Origin of the sequence: Sphingomonas floccifaciens (genome assembly GCF_042681125.1) — a bacterium.
GTDB classification, from domain to species: Bacteria; Pseudomonadota; Alphaproteobacteria; order Sphingomonadales; family Sphingomonadaceae; genus Sphingomonas; species Sphingomonas floccifaciens.
Genome location: NZ_JBHUFC010000003.1, coordinates 984,613 through 1,003,155, shown reverse-complemented (window position 1 = coordinate 1,003,155; position 18,543 = coordinate 984,613). Strand labels below are relative to the sequence as shown.

The 18,543-nt window shown below is 64.6% G+C and carries 15 protein-coding genes and 1 tRNA gene; 6 read left to right on the top strand and 10 right to left on the bottom strand.

Annotated features, from left to right (window positions below; translation table 11 throughout):
* Positions 1-486 precede the first annotated feature (486 nt).
* Positions 487-2,295, bottom strand: coding sequence for an ATP-binding protein (locus ACFSC3_RS11835; RefSeq protein ID WP_380940640.1), 1,809 nt, complete (start codon positions 2,293-2,295; stop codon positions 487-489).
* A 140-nt stretch (positions 2,296-2,435) separates the two neighbouring features.
* Between ACFSC3_RS11835 and ACFSC3_RS11830 the strand changes: the two genes are divergently transcribed.
* From ACFSC3_RS11830 to ACFSC3_RS11810, 5 genes are all read left to right on the top strand, one after another.
* A complete protein-coding gene (locus ACFSC3_RS11830; protein WP_380940639.1) occupies positions 2,436-3,044 on the top strand; it encodes a response regulator transcription factor in 609 nt (202 codons plus the stop codon).
* A 265-nt stretch (positions 3,045-3,309) separates the two neighbouring features.
* A complete protein-coding gene (locus tag ACFSC3_RS11825; protein ID WP_380940638.1) occupies positions 3,310-3,726 on the top strand; it encodes a BLUF domain-containing protein in 417 nt (138 codons plus the stop codon).
* Positions 3,727-3,950: 224 nt separating this feature from the next.
* Positions 3,951-5,849: a sensor domain-containing phosphodiesterase gene (locus ACFSC3_RS11820; RefSeq protein ID WP_380940637.1), complete on the top strand. Its 1,899-nt coding sequence runs from the start codon at positions 3,951-3,953 to the stop codon at positions 5,847-5,849.
* On the top strand, positions 5,765-6,628 hold the full coding sequence (locus ACFSC3_RS11815) for a PilZ domain-containing protein (protein WP_380940919.1): 864 nt from the start codon (positions 5,765-5,767) through the stop codon (positions 6,626-6,628). Before ACFSC3_RS11820 ends, ACFSC3_RS11815 begins: the two co-directional genes overlap by 85 nt.
* Before the next feature lie 224 nt (positions 6,629-6,852).
* Positions 6,853-10,083: a PAS domain S-box protein gene (locus tag ACFSC3_RS11810; RefSeq protein ID WP_380940636.1), complete on the top strand. Its 3,231-nt coding sequence runs from the start codon at positions 6,853-6,855 to the stop codon at positions 10,081-10,083.
* Positions 10,084-10,652: 569 nt separating this feature from the next.
* Here the strand turns inward: ACFSC3_RS11810 and ACFSC3_RS11805 are convergent.
* The 3 genes from ACFSC3_RS11805 to ACFSC3_RS11795 all read right to left on the bottom strand — a co-directional run bounded on the left by ACFSC3_RS11805 (position 10,653) and on the right by ACFSC3_RS11795 (position 13,899).
* Positions 10,653-12,599 carry a site-specific integrase gene (locus ACFSC3_RS11805; RefSeq protein WP_380940635.1) on the bottom strand — a complete coding sequence of 649 codons (1,947 nt, stop codon included), beginning with the start codon at positions 12,597-12,599 and terminating at the stop codon, positions 10,653-10,655.
* Between the two features lie 92 nt (positions 12,600-12,691).
* Positions 12,692-12,766, bottom strand: a tRNA-Gln gene (locus tag ACFSC3_RS11800).
* Between the two features lie 50 nt (positions 12,767-12,816).
* Complete coding sequence (locus ACFSC3_RS11795) at positions 12,817-13,899, bottom strand: branched-chain amino acid aminotransferase (RefSeq protein ID WP_380940634.1); 1,083 nt, start codon at positions 13,897-13,899, stop codon at positions 12,817-12,819.
* A gap of 79 nt (positions 13,900-13,978) precedes the next feature.
* Here ACFSC3_RS11795 and ACFSC3_RS11790 point away from each other — a divergent pair, with 79 nt between their 5' ends.
* Complete coding sequence (locus tag ACFSC3_RS11790; RefSeq protein ID WP_380940633.1) at positions 13,979-14,482, top strand: MarR family winged helix-turn-helix transcriptional regulator; 504 nt, start codon at positions 13,979-13,981, stop codon at positions 14,480-14,482.
* A gap of 163 nt (positions 14,483-14,645) precedes the next feature.
* Here the strand turns inward: ACFSC3_RS11790 and ACFSC3_RS11785 are convergent, their stop codons facing one another.
* From ACFSC3_RS11785 to ACFSC3_RS11760, 6 genes are all read right to left on the bottom strand, one after another.
* Positions 14,646-15,230 carry a hemerythrin domain-containing protein gene (locus ACFSC3_RS11785; RefSeq protein ID WP_380940632.1) on the bottom strand — a complete coding sequence of 195 codons (585 nt, stop codon included), beginning with the start codon at positions 15,228-15,230 and terminating at the stop codon, positions 14,646-14,648.
* A gap of 93 nt (positions 15,231-15,323) precedes the next feature.
* Positions 15,324-16,136, bottom strand: coding sequence for a pyrroline-5-carboxylate reductase (gene proC, locus ACFSC3_RS11780; RefSeq protein ID WP_380940631.1), 813 nt, complete (start codon positions 16,134-16,136; stop codon positions 15,324-15,326).
* On the bottom strand, positions 16,133-16,639 hold the full coding sequence (locus ACFSC3_RS11775) for a type III secretion system chaperone family protein (protein ID WP_380940630.1): 507 nt from the start codon (positions 16,637-16,639) through the stop codon (positions 16,133-16,135). The genes proC and ACFSC3_RS11775 overlap by 4 nt, the downstream gene beginning before the upstream one ends.
* Positions 16,640-16,778: 139 nt before the next feature.
* Positions 16,779-17,057 carry an accessory factor UbiK family protein gene (locus ACFSC3_RS11770; protein WP_380940629.1) on the bottom strand — a complete coding sequence of 93 codons (279 nt, stop codon included), beginning with the start codon at positions 17,055-17,057 and terminating at the stop codon, positions 16,779-16,781.
* Positions 17,058-17,072: 15 nt separating this feature from the next.
* Positions 17,073-17,627 (bottom strand): TspO/MBR family protein, encoded by a 555-nt coding sequence (locus ACFSC3_RS11765; protein ID WP_380940628.1) that lies wholly within the window; start codon positions 17,625-17,627, stop codon positions 17,073-17,075.
* 31 nt (positions 17,628-17,658) lie between these two features.
* Entirely contained in the window at positions 17,659-18,426 is a 768-nt protein-coding gene (locus tag ACFSC3_RS11760) for a TlyA family RNA methyltransferase (RefSeq protein ID WP_380940627.1), read from the bottom strand.
* Positions 18,427-18,543: the final 117 nt, after the last annotated feature.

Here is an 18,543-nt window from a genome sequence, read left to right as displayed (position 1 = left end):
GGAGCTACCGACCTGCTACTTTATTTTCGGCACTCTCAGCATGACGCGGCTTCGGCAGAACTGCAGGCGGCACGTCGCATCTCGCCTCTCTAGAAACGAACATCACGTGGGAAAGTGATCGCGCCGATTGCACCGACAGGCGTCTGAAGCACCCGCTTTCCCAAATTCTGTTCCCCGATGCCTCTCCGAAACAGCTGGGCGGTTAAGGAGAATTGGAAAAGCCGTGAGTTTCTCAAAGCGATACGTTGCGGGAAAACAACGGTCACCGTGAACGGCCGAGATGAACCATGCGGCGCTCAGCCGCTCGGCGTCTAGGTAGACTCAGTTCCGGCCACCCAGCCGCATCTGTTCCCTTCCCGGAAGCTGACGTTTGTTCAGCTCGCCAGGTTGGTTTGGCAATGCCTGCACACCAATTGCAGCATCTCCCATACCCTAAAGTTGCGAATCGATCCCGACAGCGCGCTGATGACTGATGTCTGTTGTCGTTTACGGTGTGGCATCGCCGCGATGTGACGGCAGCCGTAATGCAACACAGGTGCCGCTGTCGTCGGTCTGTTCGACCCAGATTTGCCCGCCGTGCGCCTCGACGATGGTGCGGCAGATGGTCAGACCGACACCTAGACCGCCGATCTTGCTACTGCCGAAAGCGGTGAAAACCGTTGCGACCCGTTCGGACGGAATACCACAGCCCGTATCGCGCACGTCGATGCGGACGCTGGCATCGTCGCCGCTGGTGGCGAGGCGAAGGACACGATCGTCGGTGTCTTCCATCGCCTCCACCGCATTCCGCATGAGATTGACGAGCACCTGCTGCAATTGCACCGCGTCCCCGCGCGCGACCCCGTGACGCGGACCCAGATCAACACGCACGCCCGACAATGCAGGGTTTGGCAGGGCTAGTGCCAGGGCGTCGTCAATCAGCTCCTTGAGCGGCACAGGCTGGACCTGTGTTTCGCCATGCGCCACCATCCGTCGGATCCGACGGACGATCTCGCCACTGCGCGATACTTCTGAGGCCGCCAGCGCAAGCGCTTCACGCGCCTCGTGCAAGTCGTTCGGATCGTCGCCTAGCAGAAGGCGCCTTGCTCCCGCGACGTAATTTCCGGCGCTGGCGAGCGGCTGGTTGATCTCATGAGCCAGCGCGGAGGCGATGGTGCCCATCGCGCTCACGCGGGACACGTGGATCAGTTCGCTCTGCAATTGCATGACACGCCGCTGCGCCTTCATCGGTTCGCTGAGGTCAGACATCGCGCCGATCATGCGGACCGGCACACCGTGCGCATCGCGGACCAGGAAGCCGCGATCGAAGACCGCGTGATAGCTGCCGTCGGCGTGGCGGAATTCATACTCGCACTGCCAGGTGCTGATCTCCTGCCGAATGAATCGACCGATGCTGCCGAGCACCCGGTCTCGATCGGCAGGGGCGATGCGCGACTTCCACCAATCCCCCGTCTGGTCCGGGCGCTCCCCGGCCAGATGCTCGATCGCCTCGTTCCAGGTGATCTCGTCGCGGATCAGATCCCAGTCCCAGATCGCGTCTTTGGTCGCGCGTGCGGCAAGCCGATACCGTTCCTCGCTCTCGCGGACCCGCGCTTCGGCGTTGTGCCGTTCGGTCATGTCGCGGGAAATGCCGATCACGCCGCGCATGTCGCTACCGACAATCCAGGGGACCTTGATCGTCTGGAACACCCGTTGTTCACCGTGGACCGGAATGATCTCCTCCACCGTGCAGGGGCGGCCGCTCTCGATCACCGATCGGTCCGCAGCGTCATACACCGCCGCCAGATCGGCATCATATATGTCGTGAACCGTCCGCCCGAGAAGGTCGGGCGAGACGTCGCGCAAGGCGCGGTTCACCAAGATGAAGCGACCGGCCATATCCTTGACGAAGATCAGATCCGGTGCGCTGTCGATGATGGTCTTGAGGAGCGTACTGGCAGCCGGTGGCGTGAGTTCGTCCCGGCTGGCACGGCGCTGGCCGGTGATGTCGCTGAGCAGCAATACATGATGTCCTTGCACGCCGACCGCGCGAACTTCGTACCAGTTCTCGAGCAGGGGAATGCAGGTTTCGAACCGTCGCCCCGGACCGATCCCGCGCGACTGTTCGCACACGTGACGGATGGCCTCCCAGTCTTTCCCGATCGGGGCATCCGCCAGCCCCCGGCCGAGCAGTCCGAGCTTTGCGAATTCGTGCTTCGCTGGCTCGTTGAGGTAGGTGAATGTCAAATCCGGCCCGATGACCAGCGCGGGGTCCTCGGCGATGGACAGAAGCTCGCAGGTGAGATGCGCAAACACGGAACGCCTTTAATAAACTAAACGTAGGTAAATCGTTTAATCCGCTGTCCTACCTTGAAAAAATCTCGGCGCCACGTGCATTCGTTCTGGCATGCCCCGACATCTGTTGTAGACCGCTTCTCAGGGGGTCGAGAAACTCTATGCGGTCGGTGTATGTCGTGGATGATGATGCGTCGATCCGGCGCTCGACCGCGTTTCTAGTCAGAAGCGCCGGTTACCTGCCGCGCGCGTTCACATCCTCGGCGGACTTTCTGAATGAGGCTCCGCATCTGGCGCCAGGCGTCCTGCTTCTCGATGTCCGCATGCCAGAGATCGACGGCTTCGGCTTGGTCGAAAGCCTGCCGGCGCCGCTCGGCGACCGGTTCCCGATCGTCATGATCACGGGCCATGGTGATCTAGCAACGGCTGTGCAGGCGATGCGGCACGGCGTTCGCGATTTTCTGGAAAAGCCGTACGAGGATCACGAACTGCTGGATGTGGTGGCGCGACTTTGGGACGAACTCGATCTCCAACTCCCTCTGATCGAGCTACGGGCTGCAGCGTCGGAACAGATCGACAGGCTGGCTGATCGAGAGCGCGACGTGCTGATCCTTCTGTCGGCGGGCAAGATGAACAAGGTGGTCGCGCATGAGCTTGCGATCAGTGTTCGCACGGTCGAGATGCATCGTGCGCAGATGCTCGAGCGGCTGGGCGTCCGGACCCTTGCCGAGGCGACCAGGCTGGCATTTGCGGCGGGGCTGATCAGATAGGAACACCCGACGCCCGCGTCCTCTATCAAGACCTGGATCGCCCGACGTGTCCCGACCGAAACGCAACACGGTTTTCAGGGTTGATCCACAGACCGCCGGGCGGACCATTCGGTCACGGACACCTGGCGCCCCTTACAACCCCTTCGCAGCCTCTTGATAGGCCGAACCTCTCGTGAAAAAGGAGGTGCGATCAGTGTTCGAATTGCGGTTGCGATCGTCGCCGGACGCGGCGGCACCCGCCACCGCGCGAAACCAAGAGAAGGCTATGCTCTCGAGTTGGATGTACGTCAGCCAGGCAACCTTTCCGATCGCAGATTCGCGAACCTACATCGAGCCGATCGAGATCGTCTCTCTCCGCCGCAATCCCGAACTGGACGTGACCGGAGCGCTGATCTTCGCCGTCCGCCACTTTGCGCAGTATATCGAGGGCCCGCCCGACGCGATCGCCCTTCTGCGGGCGGCGATCGAGCGGGATGGTCGGCACCGCGATCTGCATACAGTCCTGGAGGACAGTCCGGAGTTTCGCCGGTTCGCCGGATGGCAAGTGTCCTATTCGGGATTGGCAACTTATTTCGAAAAGACGATCGTCGCCGCGCAGGCAAATCCGATGACCGGTACCGAAAAGACGGCCGATCCGTTACTGCGATTGTTCCGGGAGTTTTCTCTGCCAGGTCGTCGCTGATCCGCTCGTCATCGATCATATCGCCGACTGACCGCGCACGCGACCGCGTCGTCGATACGGCGGACGTATCGCAGACGCGCCACAGGCAGGACCACGAATGACGAACGATTCATTATCGTATCGCTCGAAAGGTTAAGAATAGCCGGACGAGTCGTCCGTAATATCCCGATATGTCCGCGCACGCCCCGCCCCGGCACATTGGCCCGGGGTTGACGGAGGGGCAGATGACGCATGCAGAAACCGCAGAACGGCAGATCGGTCCGAGCAGGGAACGGCTGAAATCGGCGTTCGATGAATGTCTCGGCGCCGACCCCGAGTTCGATCATTTCGCGAGCCTGGCGGCAACCATTTGCGGAACGCCCGCGGCAGCCGTGACGCTGATCGCGCGCGACATGCAATGGATCAAGGGCGCGATTGGGATCGGCCGCGAAGAGATGCCCGCGGATTGCTCGTTCTGTATCCATACGGTGCGCGCCGGCCACTTCCTGTCGATCGGCGATACGTGGATCGACGAACGATTCCGCGCCCATCCGCTGGTGACCGGACCGGAGAGTATCCGGTTCTACGCCGGTGTCCCGCTTTCGATCGGGGGCACGCCGGTAGGTGCCCTTTGCGTCATCGACACCCGGCCCCGCGAGCAGGGTCTGGATTCGCAGCAGCGTCAGGCGCTCGAAATGCTCGCCGCACAGGCAAGCCTGCAATTGCAGCTGCGCCGGACGGTGGTGGAACGCGACGATGCGCTTAGCGAGTTAAACGCCGTTGTCGGCCAGTTGAGCTGGGCAGCGACGCACGATCATCTGACGGGTGTGGGGAATCGCGCCCTGCTCCGCCAGCGCCTCAGCGACCGCGTCCGGGAAAACGGCCCTCCCTTCGGATTGCTCGCCATCGACGTCGATCATTTCAAGCGGATCAACGATTCGTTCGGCCATCAGGTCGGCGACGAACTGCTGAAGGAAATCGCGCGGCGCCTGCAAGCGTCGCTGCGGCCGGACGATATCGTCATTCGCCTCGGTGGCGACGAGTTCGCGATCGTATCGGACCAGCTGGTGGACGGTAGGCGAATGGCCGAGCTTGCGGGACGTCTGCTGGATGCCATGCGCCCGCCCTTCCTGCACGACGGGCAGGCCCTGGAATGCCGTATCACGATCGGCGGCGCACTCTGGCCCCGGCATTCTTCCCAGGTCGGCGACGTCGTGCGCTACGCCGACGCCGCTCTGTACGAGGCGAAGTCGCGTGGACGCGGCGTCTTCGTGTCGTTCGAAAAGGGTCTCCTCGTCCGGCAATCGCAGCGTCGCGCCGAAATTGCCCGCGCCCGCTCAGCCCTGTCGGCCGGACATTTCATCCCCTTCTATCAGCCGAAAGTCGATCTGGAACGCGGCACGATCCTGGGGCTCGAGGCGCTGCTCCGCATCGTCGAGCCAGGGCGGGCCCCGGTCATGCCGCACACCATCGCCGCCGCGTTCGACGAGGTCGAGATCGCCCAGGCGATCGGCCGGAGCATGCTGGAGCAGATCCTGCGCGACATGCGGCATTGGCTCGATGTCGGGCTGCAGTTCGGCCGGGTCGCGATCAACGTGTCCGCGACCGAGATCGGCGATCCGACCTATGCCGATCGTCTGATGCTCGCGCTCCATCGATACGGCATCGCACCCGAGACAATCGAACTCGAGATCCTCGAGACGGTGCTGCTCGACCAACGCTCGAGCGCGGTGCTGGCCAGCGTGCGCGCCTTGTCCGAGGCCGGGGTCCGCATCGCGTTCGACGACTTCGGCACCGGCTATGCGGCGCTCGCGCATCTGCCCAGCTTTCCTGTCGATACGATCAAGATCGACCAGATGTTCGTACGCCAGCTCGAGGATCGGACGAATCAGGCGATCGTTCGCGCCCTCCTCTCCCTCGCCGGGGAACTCGGCCTCGAAGCCATCGCCGAAGGGGTCGAAACCAAGCAGCAGGCGACGCAGCTTCGCGCGCTGGGGTGCTCGGTCGGCCAGGGCTTCCTCTACAGCAAGGCGCTGCCGGCGAACGCGGTCGCCGCCGCATTGACCCGCACACCACAAGCCCACCGTCGCCTTCGCGGCGGCCCGATCGCCGGTCGATCGGTTCCAACCTGCCAGGCGGCATAGACGAGAAAGGACAATCGCATGATGACTACCCTGAAGCTGACACAGTCGTTTATCGATGCCGTTCTTCCTTCGCGCTGCGACGGCAGTCCGCCGGATCAGCGCCACAGGCCGAGCGTTCCCCCGCTTCAGAACAACGCGTCGAACCCCGCGTCCAGGCCGCGCTGAGCGCTGAGGTGTTGGCTGGGGGGCAGTCCTATCCTGCCCGCATTGCCAATATCTCCACGACGGGACTGACGCTCGTTTTTAAGATGCCGGTGCCGCTGTTCACGGGGGCTCATCTTCTCGTGCGGACCGGCGCGCATGCGCCCTTCACCGGCTCGGTTCGCTGGGTCAGGGAAAGGGAATGCGGCATGGTCTTCAACCGCGCGTTGGCGGACGAAGTCCTGCAGGACGCGTCGGCGCTGTTCGATCCCGGCAAACGGGTCCGTCCCGGTCGCGCGAGGGTTCACCTGCGGGCGACGGTTCGGGGTCCCGGTCTGGATCGCAAGGTGACGATCGAGAATGTCGGGTCCGGCGGCATGGAACTCGTGACGGGCTTGACGCTGCCGGTCGGCACCGGGGTGATGATCGATATCGACGGCCTTATGCCGATCGGCGGTTACGTGCGCTGGAGCGAGGCGGGCCGGTGCGGCGTGATGATCCACAAGCTTCTGCCGCTCTCGGCGGCCGAGGAAATCGCCCGGCGCTGCAACGTCCACCCGTCGTGGCTGAAGGATCTGCGCGAAGCGCATTCCGCAATCGTCGAGACGGGGTCGGATCGACCCGAGAGACCGCTGTGATCGGCCGGATTCGGGCGCTTCCTGACCGACGATCTCGGCCAGCCGCGCGGCTGTGCATACCGCGCTTCGGCGACACCCCGCACCGCAGAGGCTGGTTTGAGATTGAAACCGTCTTTTCCTTCGGACATCAATGACCTAATCCTAATTCGTGACAGGGTCGCGCAGACGATCAGAGCTGTGGCATAGGGGATTGGTGCGATCGAATGTCGTTCGATGACGCTGTGATGAGCTCGACGTCGAATTTCCCGATCGCCGGCGGCGAGACCGGCGCGCTGATGAGGGCGCACGATTGGTCCGCGTCGCCACTCGGCCATCCGAACGATTGGCCGCAGTCATTGAAATCTGTCGTGGGGCTGCTGCTCAGCTCCAAGTTCCCGATGTTCGTGGCTTGGGGCGAACGTCTTGGGTTCCTCTACAACGATGCCTATGCCGAGATTCTGGGTAGCAAGCACCCGACCGCGCTGGGCGCCCCGTTCCACGGCATCTGGGCCGAGATCTGGCCCGACATTTCGCCGCTGGTCGACGCGGCGATGGCCGGGGAGGCGGTGTACAGGGAGAATCTGCCGCTCGTCCTGAATCGCCGTGGCTTCGACGAGCAGGCCCATTTCACATTCTCCTACTCCCCGGTCCGCGACGAAGCCGGGCACGTCGCCGGGCTGTTCTGCGCCGTTGCCGAAACCACGTCGGCGGTCGTCGCGGAGCGGGCCGTGCGCGAAAGCCAGGCGCGCTTCAGGAACATGGCGGACCACGCGCCGGTGATGATGTGGGTCACCGATGCCGGTGGCGTGTGCACCTATCTCAACCGGCGCTGGTACGAATTTACCGGACAGGCGGCCAGCGCCGGCGAAGGTGATGGGTGGCTCGATGCCGTGCACCCGGACGACCGGGCCGCGGCTCGGCAGGCGCTTGCCCGGGCGTATGCCGAGCAGGCGGATTACCGCGTCGATTTCCGCCTGCGCCGACACGACGGCAGCTATCGCTGGGTCATCGATGCCGCTGCCGCGCGCTTCAATACGGACGGCCGATTCCTGGGATATGTCGGTTCGGTGATCGACATCGACGATCGCAAGGACATCGAAGACGCGTTGCAGGACAGCGAGTCACGCCTCAGGCTCGCGTTGGACGGCGCCAAACTCGGCACCTGGGACTGGGACTTGCGGACAATGCGTGGCACCTGGTCGCCGCGGACCGTCGAAATTCTGGGCGTAAGCGACGGCGAAGACGTCACCGTGGAGCGTCGCAGCCAGTCCATTCATCCCGACGACCGCGGGCGGGTGTGGCGGGAATTGAGTGACGTGATGCAGGCCGGCGACGACCTGAATTCCGAATATCGCGTGCTGCGCCCGGACGGAGAGGTTCGGTGGATCGCGTCGCGCGGGTCCATGCGCCGCGACGAAGATGGGCGGCCAATCGGAATGGCCGGCGTCGTGATGGACGTGACCGCACGCGCGCGCGCCGATATTGCGCTGCGCGAACTGAACGAGACACTAGAACATCGCGTCGCTCAGGCTGTCGCCGAACACAAGGTGTTGGCCGACATCGTCGAATCGACCGACGCATCGGTCCAGGCGATTGACCGGGACTTCCGTTTCATCGCCATCAACGAACCGGCACGACAGGATTACGAAGATCTCTTCGGCGTGAGCCCTGTCGTCGGCCAGTCGTTGACGGACACGCTCGCGCATCTGCCGTCGGAACGCGACGCCGCCCACCGCGCGTGGCGCCGGGCGCTGGAAGGCGAAACCTATCAGGACGTCGCCTGGTGGGGCGCGTCGACGCACGAACGCCGTGCGTTCGAGATGCGGTTCCAGCCCTTGCTCGACGATGCCGGAGAGGTGGTTGGAGCGCATCTCTTCGGCCGCGACATTACCGATCACCTGCTGGAACAGGCGCGGCTGGCTGCGGCGGAAGCCGCCCGGCGCGAGGCGGACGCACTCTATCGCGCCTATTTCGAGAACACCGCCGAGGCGCTGTTCGTCATCGGCGTGCGGCGCGATGGCGGTTTCGTCATCGAAGACCTTAATCCGGCGCATCAGGCGACGATCGGCCTGCCGCTGGCCGACGTGGCCGGCAAGCGTATCGACGATGTGCTGTCGCCGGACCTCGCCGATGCGGTGCTGCTGCACTATCGCCGCGCGATCGAAGCCGATGGCGTCTATCAGTATCGCGAGCAGTTCGAGCTTCACGGCCGGGAGACCTATTGGGATACGGTGCTGGTGCCGGTCCGGGATGCTGACGGGCGGATCGTCCGACTGATCGGCGCCAGCCGCGATCTCACCACGCAACTGGCCGCGGAGGAGCAGCTTCGGCAGTCGCAGAAGCTCGAAGCCATCGGCACGCTGGTCGGCGGCGTAGCGCACGACATCAACAACCTCCTGAGCCCGATCGTCGGTGGCCTGGACCTGCTGCAGCGGCGCGGCGTCGGTGACGATCGCATGCAAAGGCTGGTCGACGGCGCCATGCAGTCAGCCGAACGGGCTCGCATTTTGGTGCAGCGGCTGCTCGGCTTCGCGCGGCGCCAGCCGCTGCAACCCGTCGCCATCGATGTGCGCGACCTTATCCTGGGTATGGCGGATCTGATCAGGAGCACGTCCGGACCGCGCATCACATTGAACGTTGCCCTGGCGTCGGATTTGCCCGCGGTGCAGGCCGACGCCAACCAGCTGGAAATGGCGGTCCTCAATCTCAGCGTGAACGCCCGCGATGCGATGCCGGACGGCGGTCGCCTGACGCTCGCTGTTGGTCTGGAACAGATCGGACCACGCCATCGCTCGGGATTGCCCGGCGGCCGCTATGTCCGGATTTCGGTTTCCGATACCGGCACCGGAATGGACACGGCGACGATGAAACGGGCCGTGGAGCCGTTCTTCTCGACCAAGGGGGTGGGGCACGGCACCGGTCTGGGGCTGTCGATGGCGCATGGCCTGGCCGCGCAACTCGGTGGTGCCCTGGCCATTCGCAGCAAGGTGGGACTTGGCACGACGGTCGAGATGTGGCTTCCCATCGCCCAGGGTCAGCCGGCAAAAAGCGCGGCGGACGCCAAGATCGGCGCGAAGGTCGGGGCCGGTGTGGCGCTGGTCGTCGATGACGAACACCTCGTCCGTACCACAACTGCGGCGATGCTGGCAGACCTTGGGTATTCGGTTCGCGAGGCGCAGTCCGCGGAAGACGCGCTGAGGCTCGTCGATGAGGGGCTGGACCCCGATCTGGTCGTGACCGATCACCTCATGCCCGGTATGAATGGAGCCGACCTCGCTCGCAAATTGCGTCGGCGCAGACCGGAATTGAAAGTGCTGATCGTCTCGGGCTTTGCCGATGTCGACAGCATCACGCCTGACCTGGACATGCTGCGAAAACCGTTTCGTGCAACCGATCTTGTCGACGCTCTCAACGAAACTGGCCGCGGGCGGCACATAGCGACTGAGCGTCATGTCCCAAATCCCGGTCAATCCTGATCGTTGCTCAACTTCGATTGGTAAACGGCAGGTGTGGGATTCGGGAAGCTGGGCTAAACGCTCAATTATGTGCCGCGAATGTGCCGTCTCGCTATCGATGAATGAGCGTCAGCCTACGCGGTCCATCGCCGTAGAGCGGCCATTCCGCTTTCCACCCAAATCGTGCCAATGACCAGGCCTCAACAAACGTCTGCTTTCAGGACTGATGATCGTCTAGCGAATGACCGGAACTGGGGCGCGAAGCTGCCCATCCGCGATACCTGAACGGATGGCTGCTTAGCCGACCTGCGCGCCTAAACGCGGACAGGCCGCTTTCCACCCCAAACCCCGAAATTTCCAGGTCGTTTGGTGGTAAACTGCAATACTGAATGACTGACCGGCGACGAAGGCCTATGACGAAAGATACCCTGGCAAGGTCGGGGTGCGGACGATGAGCAGGTATAAGGATAAGTCGAGCCCACTGGTATAAAGGCTTTGGGGGCACCCGATCTAAGCATCTGAATTTTTTTGGTTCTGATGCCATGGTGATTTCTCCCATATTCTTCACACCGAACATCGTCGGTACGAAGTCACCCGCGTACCTTTAATCGCGCAGGACGAGGCTGACGGTTAACCGAGGGGAGAAGCCTTGTCGGCAGCGACGGGAGGCGGTCGGTAACCTTGGGAATCTGGTCCACGGCCTCCTTTAGCCGGATCAACCGTGCCGCCTTCGAGTAACGCCCGGCAGTTTCCCCACTCATGGTATGGCCGACGAGATCCGCACGGGTTTCGAGGAATACCTCACGGTGCTTCAGCTCCGTCGTGACGGTGTGCCGGAACGAATGAATGGCCTGACCCGGCTCGATGAAGTCCAGCTTCCGGGCGATCTTCATCCACCAGTTTTTGTAATAGACGTCCCCATAGCTCCGCTTGCCGGACGCGGTCCGAAGTTCGGGAAACAGCATCGTCTCGCCAGCCGCGTGCAGCGCCTTGACATAGCCCGGCAGCCCAAGCCGGATCAGTTCATCGGCGAATGGCACCAGTCGAACTGCCGCCCTGTTCTTGACGCGCCCGCCGTTCTCGTCGGTGATCGTGAAGAACCAGATTCCGTTCTCCTCACCGATGTCGTCGAGCGTCAGCTGGCAGATTTCCTCGCGCCGGCAGCCGGTGTACCAGGCAATGGGCAGCACCCAAAAGCCCCCGTCGTGCCAAATTTCGGTCCCCTGCTCGAGCCGGCGCCCGAGCGATCGCGACCCGGTCCAGATCGGCAGGCGAAACAGTTGCCGCCCCTCCTCCTCGGTGTACGCGTCGCGCTGATCGCGCGCGTCACGATCATCCTCATACAGGAAGTCCGACCAGTCGATGGTGCCGACGCCGTCGACCTGCTTGCCGACCCAAGCCATCAATTCCTTCAGGAAGAGGAAGTGGCGGTTCGTGCTGGTCGACTGGAGTCCGATCGTCTTCGCGTCGCGCGTGCCGGCCTTGATCTCCTCCTCCGCTTCGCGACAGATTTCCTCGAGCGACATCGCGTCGTGGCGCCGCGACTTGTGGTGGCTGACGGGCAGACGGGAGAAATGCTCGTTAAGCCGGACCACGTCCTCGCGCACGACGAGGCGTATCGGGCGGGCACCGTAACTTTTCTCAAGCAGGCGCGCCGCCGACAAGAATTGCGTCCGCGTCTTCTCCGTCCAGCGGGCCTTACGTCTCGCGTCGCCGACGATCTTGGGATTGTCGGCGATGAACCGCTCCGCTGCCTGGGTCGGCGTCATCGACGCCCAAGGCTCGGCCACCTCCGGCTCGCGCGGCGGAACCGGAACCGGAGCAGCCGCCGGCGCGGCGGCGACAACGGCGATAGGCATCGGCGCGGCAGAGACACGATCGTCGGTCATGGCCGCCCACATCGTCGCCGGATCGAAGAGGCGACGCCGATATTCCAGCGCTGCCGCCAGCCGCCCTTCGAGATTGACCTTCCGGGCGATGTCGAGATTATCCTCGGTCTCGGCGACGCCCACCGTTCGAAGATCCTGAGCCGCCTTGTCATGCGACCGTTCGCGCCAGTCCGGCCGGTCTGCGAAGAAGTCGATCAGCGTCTCCTTCTGCTCGTCCGTCAGCCCGGAAAAGCGTGCCTCGACGTGCTCGCGGCTGCCCACGTTCTCCGGGACGCCGTTCACGACGAAATCCCTCAGCATAACCTCGTAGATGCCGACGAGGCCCTCGATCATAAAGGTCGCGTCGGGATCGATGCGCTGGTAGCCGACGTGGACCCGCTCGAGATGATCCCGCATCCCCTTCATCGCCTCGCGGAAAATTCCGGCCTTCTGGACGGTCGTCAGACTTGCGGCTCGGCCGTTCTGGCCCAAGGTCATCTTCAGCGTCTCGCTCTTCGCCGTCATCGCGCACCCCATGCTGCGCGCCACCGCCTGGGCGGTCGTTCGGAGGCTGAGGCGTAGGGTAAAAGGCTTACCATCCTGAAAACGGACGGTACGGCGCCAGTAATAGACGGCGCCTCGGCGCTCGACGTTCTGGATCGCAGGCACGGCATCTCCACATGGAGCCGTCACACCCACCGGCCCAATCCAGTGGCTGCGATTGATGTTCTGCCGTTAAAACAATAACTTAGATGGCAATATGGCTGGGGCGGCAGGATTCGAACCTACGAATGCCGGTACCAAAAACCGGTGCCTTACCGCTTGGCGACGCCCCAGCAGAGTGGCGGGCTTATAGCGTGCCCGTGGCGGTTGGGAAGCCCGCTTCTCAGGCGATGCGCTGGAGCCAGCCGTGCGGGTCGGGCGCGCGGCCGCGTTGGAGGTCGCTGAGGCGGGCGAGCAGGCGTGCCGTCGTCTGCCCGGTGCCGCCGCTGCCGATGGTGAAGTCGTAGCCGGGACCGGCGACGCGGCCGATCGGAGTGACGACCGCCGCCGTGCCGCAGGCGAAGCTTTCGACCAGCGCACCGCTCTCCGCGTCCGCGCGCCATTGCTCGATCGCGTAGCGTTCCTCGCGCACGGTCAGGCCTTCGTCGCGGGCGAGCTGGATCAGCGAGGCGCGGGTGATGCCGGGGAGGATGGTGCCGCCAAGCGGGGGCGTGACGAGGCTACCGTCGGCCATTACGAAGAAGATGTTCATGCCGCCCAGTTCCTCGATCCAGCGGCGCTCGACCGCGTCGAGGAAGACGACCTGGTCATGACCGCGCGCGATCGCGTCCTGCTGCGCGACGAGGCTGGTCGCATAGTTGCCGCCGCACTTCGCCTCGCCGGTGCCGCCGGGGGCCGCGCGGGTATAGTCGTGGCTGACCCACAGCGACACGGCACGCGCCCCGCCCTTCCAATAGGCGCCGACCGAGGAAGCCAGGACGCAGTAGAGATATTCGGCCGCCGGCTTCACGCCCAGGAACACTTCGGACGCGATCATGAACGGGCGCAGGTAGAGCGCGCCGCCGTCGACGTTCGGAATCCAGTCGCGGTCGGTCAGCACTAGCTGCTTGCAAGATTCAACGAACAATTCGTCCGGCAGTTCTGCCATCGCCATCCGTTGGGCCGACTTGCGGAAACGCGCGGCATTGGCGTCGGCGCGGAACATTGCGATGCCGCCGTCGTCGAGGGCATAGGCCTTCAGCCCCTCGAAAATCTCCTGCGCATAGTGGAGCACCGCGGTCGCCGGATCGACCGTCAGGGGACCGCGCGCGGTGATCTTCGCGTCGTGCCAGCCCTTGTCGGCGGAATAGCGGATAGTCGCCATGTGATCGGTGAAGATGCGCCCAAAGCCGGGGTCGGCGAGCAGGCCACTGCGTTCGTTGACGCTCATCGGCGTCGGATTGGGTTCGAACGCAAAACCGGTCATGTCGCGCACAGCTCCGTAACAAATCGCGCCCGTATCGGCGCTTGCCCGCGGCGTATCGGCGGTGGCAGAACAGGTCAACATGGCTGGCCCACTTCCCGACGCATCGCGCGCTTCGCCGCTGTTCCTGACCGAGCCCGAGATCCGGCGCGGGATCGAGCTGCTCTATTTCGGCTACAGCCATTTGACGCGCGCAATCGACGCGGGGCTGGCCGAACAGGGGCTGGGCCGCGCGCATCACCGCGCGCTGTACTTCATCGCGCGCAAGCCGAACCTGGCGGTGGGCGAGTTGCTACAGCTGCTGGCGATCACCAAGCAGGCGCTGAACCGCGTGCTGACCGAATTGACCGCACGGGGGCTGGTCGAGACGCGGACCGGCGACCGCGATCGTCGCCAACGACTGCTGAAGCTGACGGACGCGGGCGCGGCGCTGGAACGGCAGTTGTACAGCGCACTGAGCGCGCGGCTGGCGTCGGCCTATTCGAGTGCAGGCCAAGCCGCGGTCGGTGGTTTCTGGGCCGTGCTGGAAGGGTTGATCCCCGCGTCGGAACGGCCGCGGGTGGCGGGTCTAGGGCGTTCGTCTTAAAGCGGTTTCCGACCACTCTAGCATCGTCGGCAGAGAATCGCCGTCATTCCGGACTTGATCCGGAATCCAGAGTCAGAAGAGACACGGCTCTTGGCTCTGGATCCCGGGTCGAGCCCAGGATGACGAACAATAATCAGGCCTGTCAGGGCGCGTCACTGCAGCTTCAGGCCAGCTTGAAGCCTTCCTTGTTCATCGCCATCGTCAACTGCTTGTTGCGCTCGGGCGACAGCTTGGCCTTCAGCTTGGGGAACAGCTCCTGTTCCTCCTCGCGCATATGGTCCTCGATGTCGGTGCGGAACTTGCGGACCTTTTCCAGGAACGCGGCGCCGTCATTCGGCATATTCTCCAGCTCGTAGAGATATTGCTTCACATAGCCGTGTTCGGCGTTGAGCTCATCGGCGCCCGCGACTTCACCTGCCTCGCGCAGCGCGGGGTACACGGTATTCTCCTCCTCAAGCGCATGTTTGGCCAGCGCGTGCTTCATCTGCGTGAGCAGGATCGTGCGCTTGGTCGTCGCCTCGGGGCCGGTCGCCTCCAGCGCATCGAACAGCTTCAGCACCGCCTTGTGCTCGGCGGCCAGCGCCTCGTCCCACTCGCCCGCCAGATAGGTCGGCGCCTGTACCGCCGCCTTGCGTGCGATCATCGCCAGCACGCCCAGCGCCACGCCGGCGACGCCCGCGCCGGCCAGCTTGCCCAGCGTAGGATTGGTGTCCGAGGTCTTGTCGCGATTGGCTTCCGTCGTCGCCATGCCGTCCTCCATGTATCGGTTATCGCAAGCAAAAACCGGTGGCGGCGGCCGGGCGTTCCGTGGGAATCGTCTTGATAAGGGTTTAGAGCGTGTTTAGGCCGCGCCCTTCGCCGCGTCGGCCAGTTCCTCGCTGCGCCGCGCCGCCGCGGTCAGCGTGGCGGCGACCAGGCGCCGAATCGCGTCCCCGTCGTCGAGTACGTCCAACCCGGCTCGCGTCGTGCCGCCGGGACTGGCGACGCGGTCGGCGAGCGCATCGGGCGTGGCGCCGGAGGCACTTGCAAGGGCCGCCGCCCCTTCCACCGTCGTGACTGCGAACCGTTGCGCCTGGTCCGCGGGGAGGCCGAGGGTGGCCCCGCCCTCCGCCAGCGCGGCGATGAAGCGATAGACGAAACCGGGACCCGATCCCGACAGCGCGGTGACGGCATGGAACAGGGTTTCGTCATCCAGCCATTCGACGAGGCCGAGCGGCGCCATCAGCGCCTCCGCCGTGTCGCGTGCGGGCGTATCCGCAGCGTCGGAATGGAGCGCGACCACGCCCTGCCCCAGCGACACCGGCAGATTGGGCATAGCGCGCACGATCGTGGCGGCGGGGATTCGCGCGGCGATCGTGGCAGCCTCGACCCCGGCGAGGATGGAAACCAGCAGCCCCGGACGGCACGTCGCCAGCGTAGGCGCGACGGCATCGAGCAATTGCGGCTTGATCGCGAGCAGCAGAATGTCAGGGCTTTCGCCCTCCGGCGCGGCATCAACGCGGGCGACGCCGGCAGGAAGCGTCTTCGCGCCCGGATCGATCACCAGCAACTGGTCGGGACGGAACACGCCGCCTGCCAACCACCGCTCCAGCATCGCACCGCCCATGTTGCCGGCGCCGACCAGCCACAGCCGGCCGGGAAGGGACGCGCTCACGCCTCGCCCTGCGTCTCGATCAGCGCCGCGGCCAGCGCTTCCTTCGGCGTCTTGCCGCCCCACAACACGAACTGGAAGACGGGATAGAAGCGCTCGCACTCGTCGATCGCGCTTTCGACGATCAGTTCCGCCCCATCCAGGCTGAGCGCGGGCGCATCATCGCCGGCGATCACCGCGGCGTGGCGGTAGAGCAGGATGCCGCTCGACGACCAAAGCTCGAAATGGCCGATCCACAGCTGTTCGTTGACCAGCCCGATCGCCTCGTACATCGCCGCGCGTGCATGGTCGGCGACGCGCACGTCGGGGAAGGCCAGGAACTGGAGCACCGAATCGTCCTCGCGCCAGATCGCGCGCAGCTCATATTCGGTCCAGCTGCCCTTGACCTTGGCGACGATCTCGTCGTCGTCGCGCTCGCATGACCAGCCATGCGCCGCGAAATAGCGTTCCAGCATGTCGATCGGCGCAGCGTCGTCGCGGTCGTGTTCCAGGTCTTCGATCGTCATCGCGGGCGAAAATGCCAATCTTCACCGCAGCGCACAAGCGCCGCGGGGGTGGAATGCTGTGGAGAAGTGAGCGACCGGCCGATCCGGTCCGCCCCCGTCACGTCGTCCGGTCGTGGCGACGTGACGGGCAGTATAGGCTTCAGACCGTCGGCGCAGGAGAGGCCGGGGTCGACGTGGCCAGCTTCGCTTCCAGCGCCTCCAGCCGTGCCTTCAGCGCGTCGTTCTCGTCACGCGCGGTGGCGGCCATCGCCTTGACCGCGTCGAATTCCTCGCGGGAGACGAAGTCCATGCCGCCGACCCACGACTTCAGATGCTCGCGCGCGCTTTCGCCAGCCTCGCGGCCCATACCGGCCATCGTGCCGGCAGCGCCGTTCAGGACCTTCACGAAATCGTCGAAGATGCGGTTGTCGCTCTGCATGTCTGAAAAATCTCCTCAGAGCGGAATTTGGGTGGTCGCAGACCCCGGCACAAGGGCTTCGGCATCGGGGTTCAGCTGGTGGATGCCGAGCGTCAGCATGCCGGCGAAGCTGAGCCAGACCATATAGGGGACCAGCAGCCAGGCCGCCGCCTTGCGGATGCGGGCAAAGGCGAAAGTCGTCGCGATCGTGACCAGCAGGATCAGCACGATCAGGACAAGCGCGGCGACCACCTTGTGCGCGCCGAAGAACAGCGGCGTCCAGGCGAGGTTGCCGATGAACTGGAGCGCGAACAGTCCCAGCGCCGTCCCCCGCCCCCGCGCGCCGCGCGCATCCGCTATCATGGCGACGGCCAGGCCAAGCAGGATGTAGAGCGTCGTCCAGGCGACCGGGAACACCCAGCCCGGCGGCGTCAGCGCCGGCTTGGCGAGCGCGGTGTACCAGACATTCTCGCTGCCCGACGGGACCAGCCGGCCGGACGCGAAACCGAGCAGGAGGATCAAAGGAACGGTGACGATCGCCCACCGCAAGTACGACATACGCAACTGACCCTTCGACGCGATCTCGCTCACCGACAGCCCCTTGTTCGTTTCGTACGTGGCCTTAATCGACCGCAATATCTCCGACAACGCCTTCGGCAGATTTGTGTGCCAAAATGAGAAATTCTATGTTGCCTTCCGGTCCGGTGATCGGACTGGTCGTCAGTCCGTCCACGACCCAGCCGATCGTCTCCAGCCAGTCGGCGACCTCGCGACAAACGCGGTCATGGATCGCGGCATCGCGGACGACGCCGCCCTTCCCTACCTCGTCGCGCCCTGCCTCGAACTGCGGCTTGATGAGCGCGACCAGCCGCGCGCCGGGCGTCGCGAACCCAAGCGGCACGGCCAGCACCTTGGCCAGACCGATGAAGCTCGCATCGCACACGATCAGGTCGACCGGCTCGGGGATATGCGCGGGCGTCAGGATGCGGGCGCTGGTCTGTTCGTGGACGAGGACGCGGTCGTCCTGCCGCAGCTTCCACGCGAGCTGGTTGGTTCCCGAATCGACCGCGTAGACGCGCGCCGCACCCTTGGTCAGCAGCACGTCGGTGAAGCCGCCGGTCGACGACCCGACGTCGATCGCGACCATGCCGGTCACGTCGATGGCGAAATGCTCAAGGGCATGCGCCAGCTTGATCCCGCCGCGCGACACCCAGGGATGGTCGCGGCCCTTCACCTCGATCGCGGCATCGGCAGAGAGCATCTGGCCGGGCTTGTCGATCTTGCGGTCACCGACGAAGGCAAGGCCGGCCATGATCAGCGCCTGCGCGCGCGTGCGGCTTTCGGCCAGGCCGCGATCGACGATCAGTTGGTCGGCGCGGGATTTGGTCATATCACGCCCTCTGACCTGTCATCCCCGCGAAGGCGGGGATCCATCTCCCCCGCTCGCCCGGACGTCGGTCCGGGAGATGGGTTCCCGCCTGCGCGGGAACGACGGGGTAGGATGATC

Bases quoted from the DNA above. Each gene is read 5' to 3' on its own strand.
- ACFSC3_RS11795 (WP_380940634.1), bottom strand. From the start codon at position 13,899: ATGACCGGTTTTGCGTTCGAACCCAATCCGACGCCGATGAGCGTCAAC.
- ACFSC3_RS11760 (WP_380940627.1), bottom strand. From the start codon at position 18,426: ATGACCAAATCCCGCGCCGACCAACTGATCGTCGATCGCGGCCTGGCC.
- ACFSC3_RS11775 (WP_380940630.1), bottom strand. From the start codon at position 16,639: ATGACGATCGAAGACCTGGAACACGACCGCGACGACGCTGCGCCGATC.
- ACFSC3_RS11770 (WP_380940629.1), bottom strand. From the start codon at position 17,057: ATGCAGAGCGACAACCGCATCTTCGACGATTTCGTGAAGGTCCTGAAC.
- ACFSC3_RS11810 (WP_380940636.1), top strand. From the start codon at position 6,853: ATGAGCTCGACGTCGAATTTCCCGATCGCCGGCGGCGAGACCGGCGCG.
- ACFSC3_RS11830 (WP_380940639.1), top strand. From the start codon at position 2,436: ATGCGGTCGGTGTATGTCGTGGATGATGATGCGTCGATCCGGCGCTCG.
- ACFSC3_RS11820 (WP_380940637.1), top strand. From the start codon at position 3,951: ATGACGCATGCAGAAACCGCAGAACGGCAGATCGGTCCGAGCAGGGAA.
- ACFSC3_RS11785 (WP_380940632.1), bottom strand. From the start codon at position 15,230: ATGGCGACGACGGAAGCCAATCGCGACAAGACCTCGGACACCAATCCT.
- ACFSC3_RS11790 (WP_380940633.1), top strand. From the start codon at position 13,979: ATGGCTGGCCCACTTCCCGACGCATCGCGCGCTTCGCCGCTGTTCCTG.
- ACFSC3_RS11825 (WP_380940638.1), top strand. From the start codon at position 3,310: ATGCTCTCGAGTTGGATGTACGTCAGCCAGGCAACCTTTCCGATCGCA.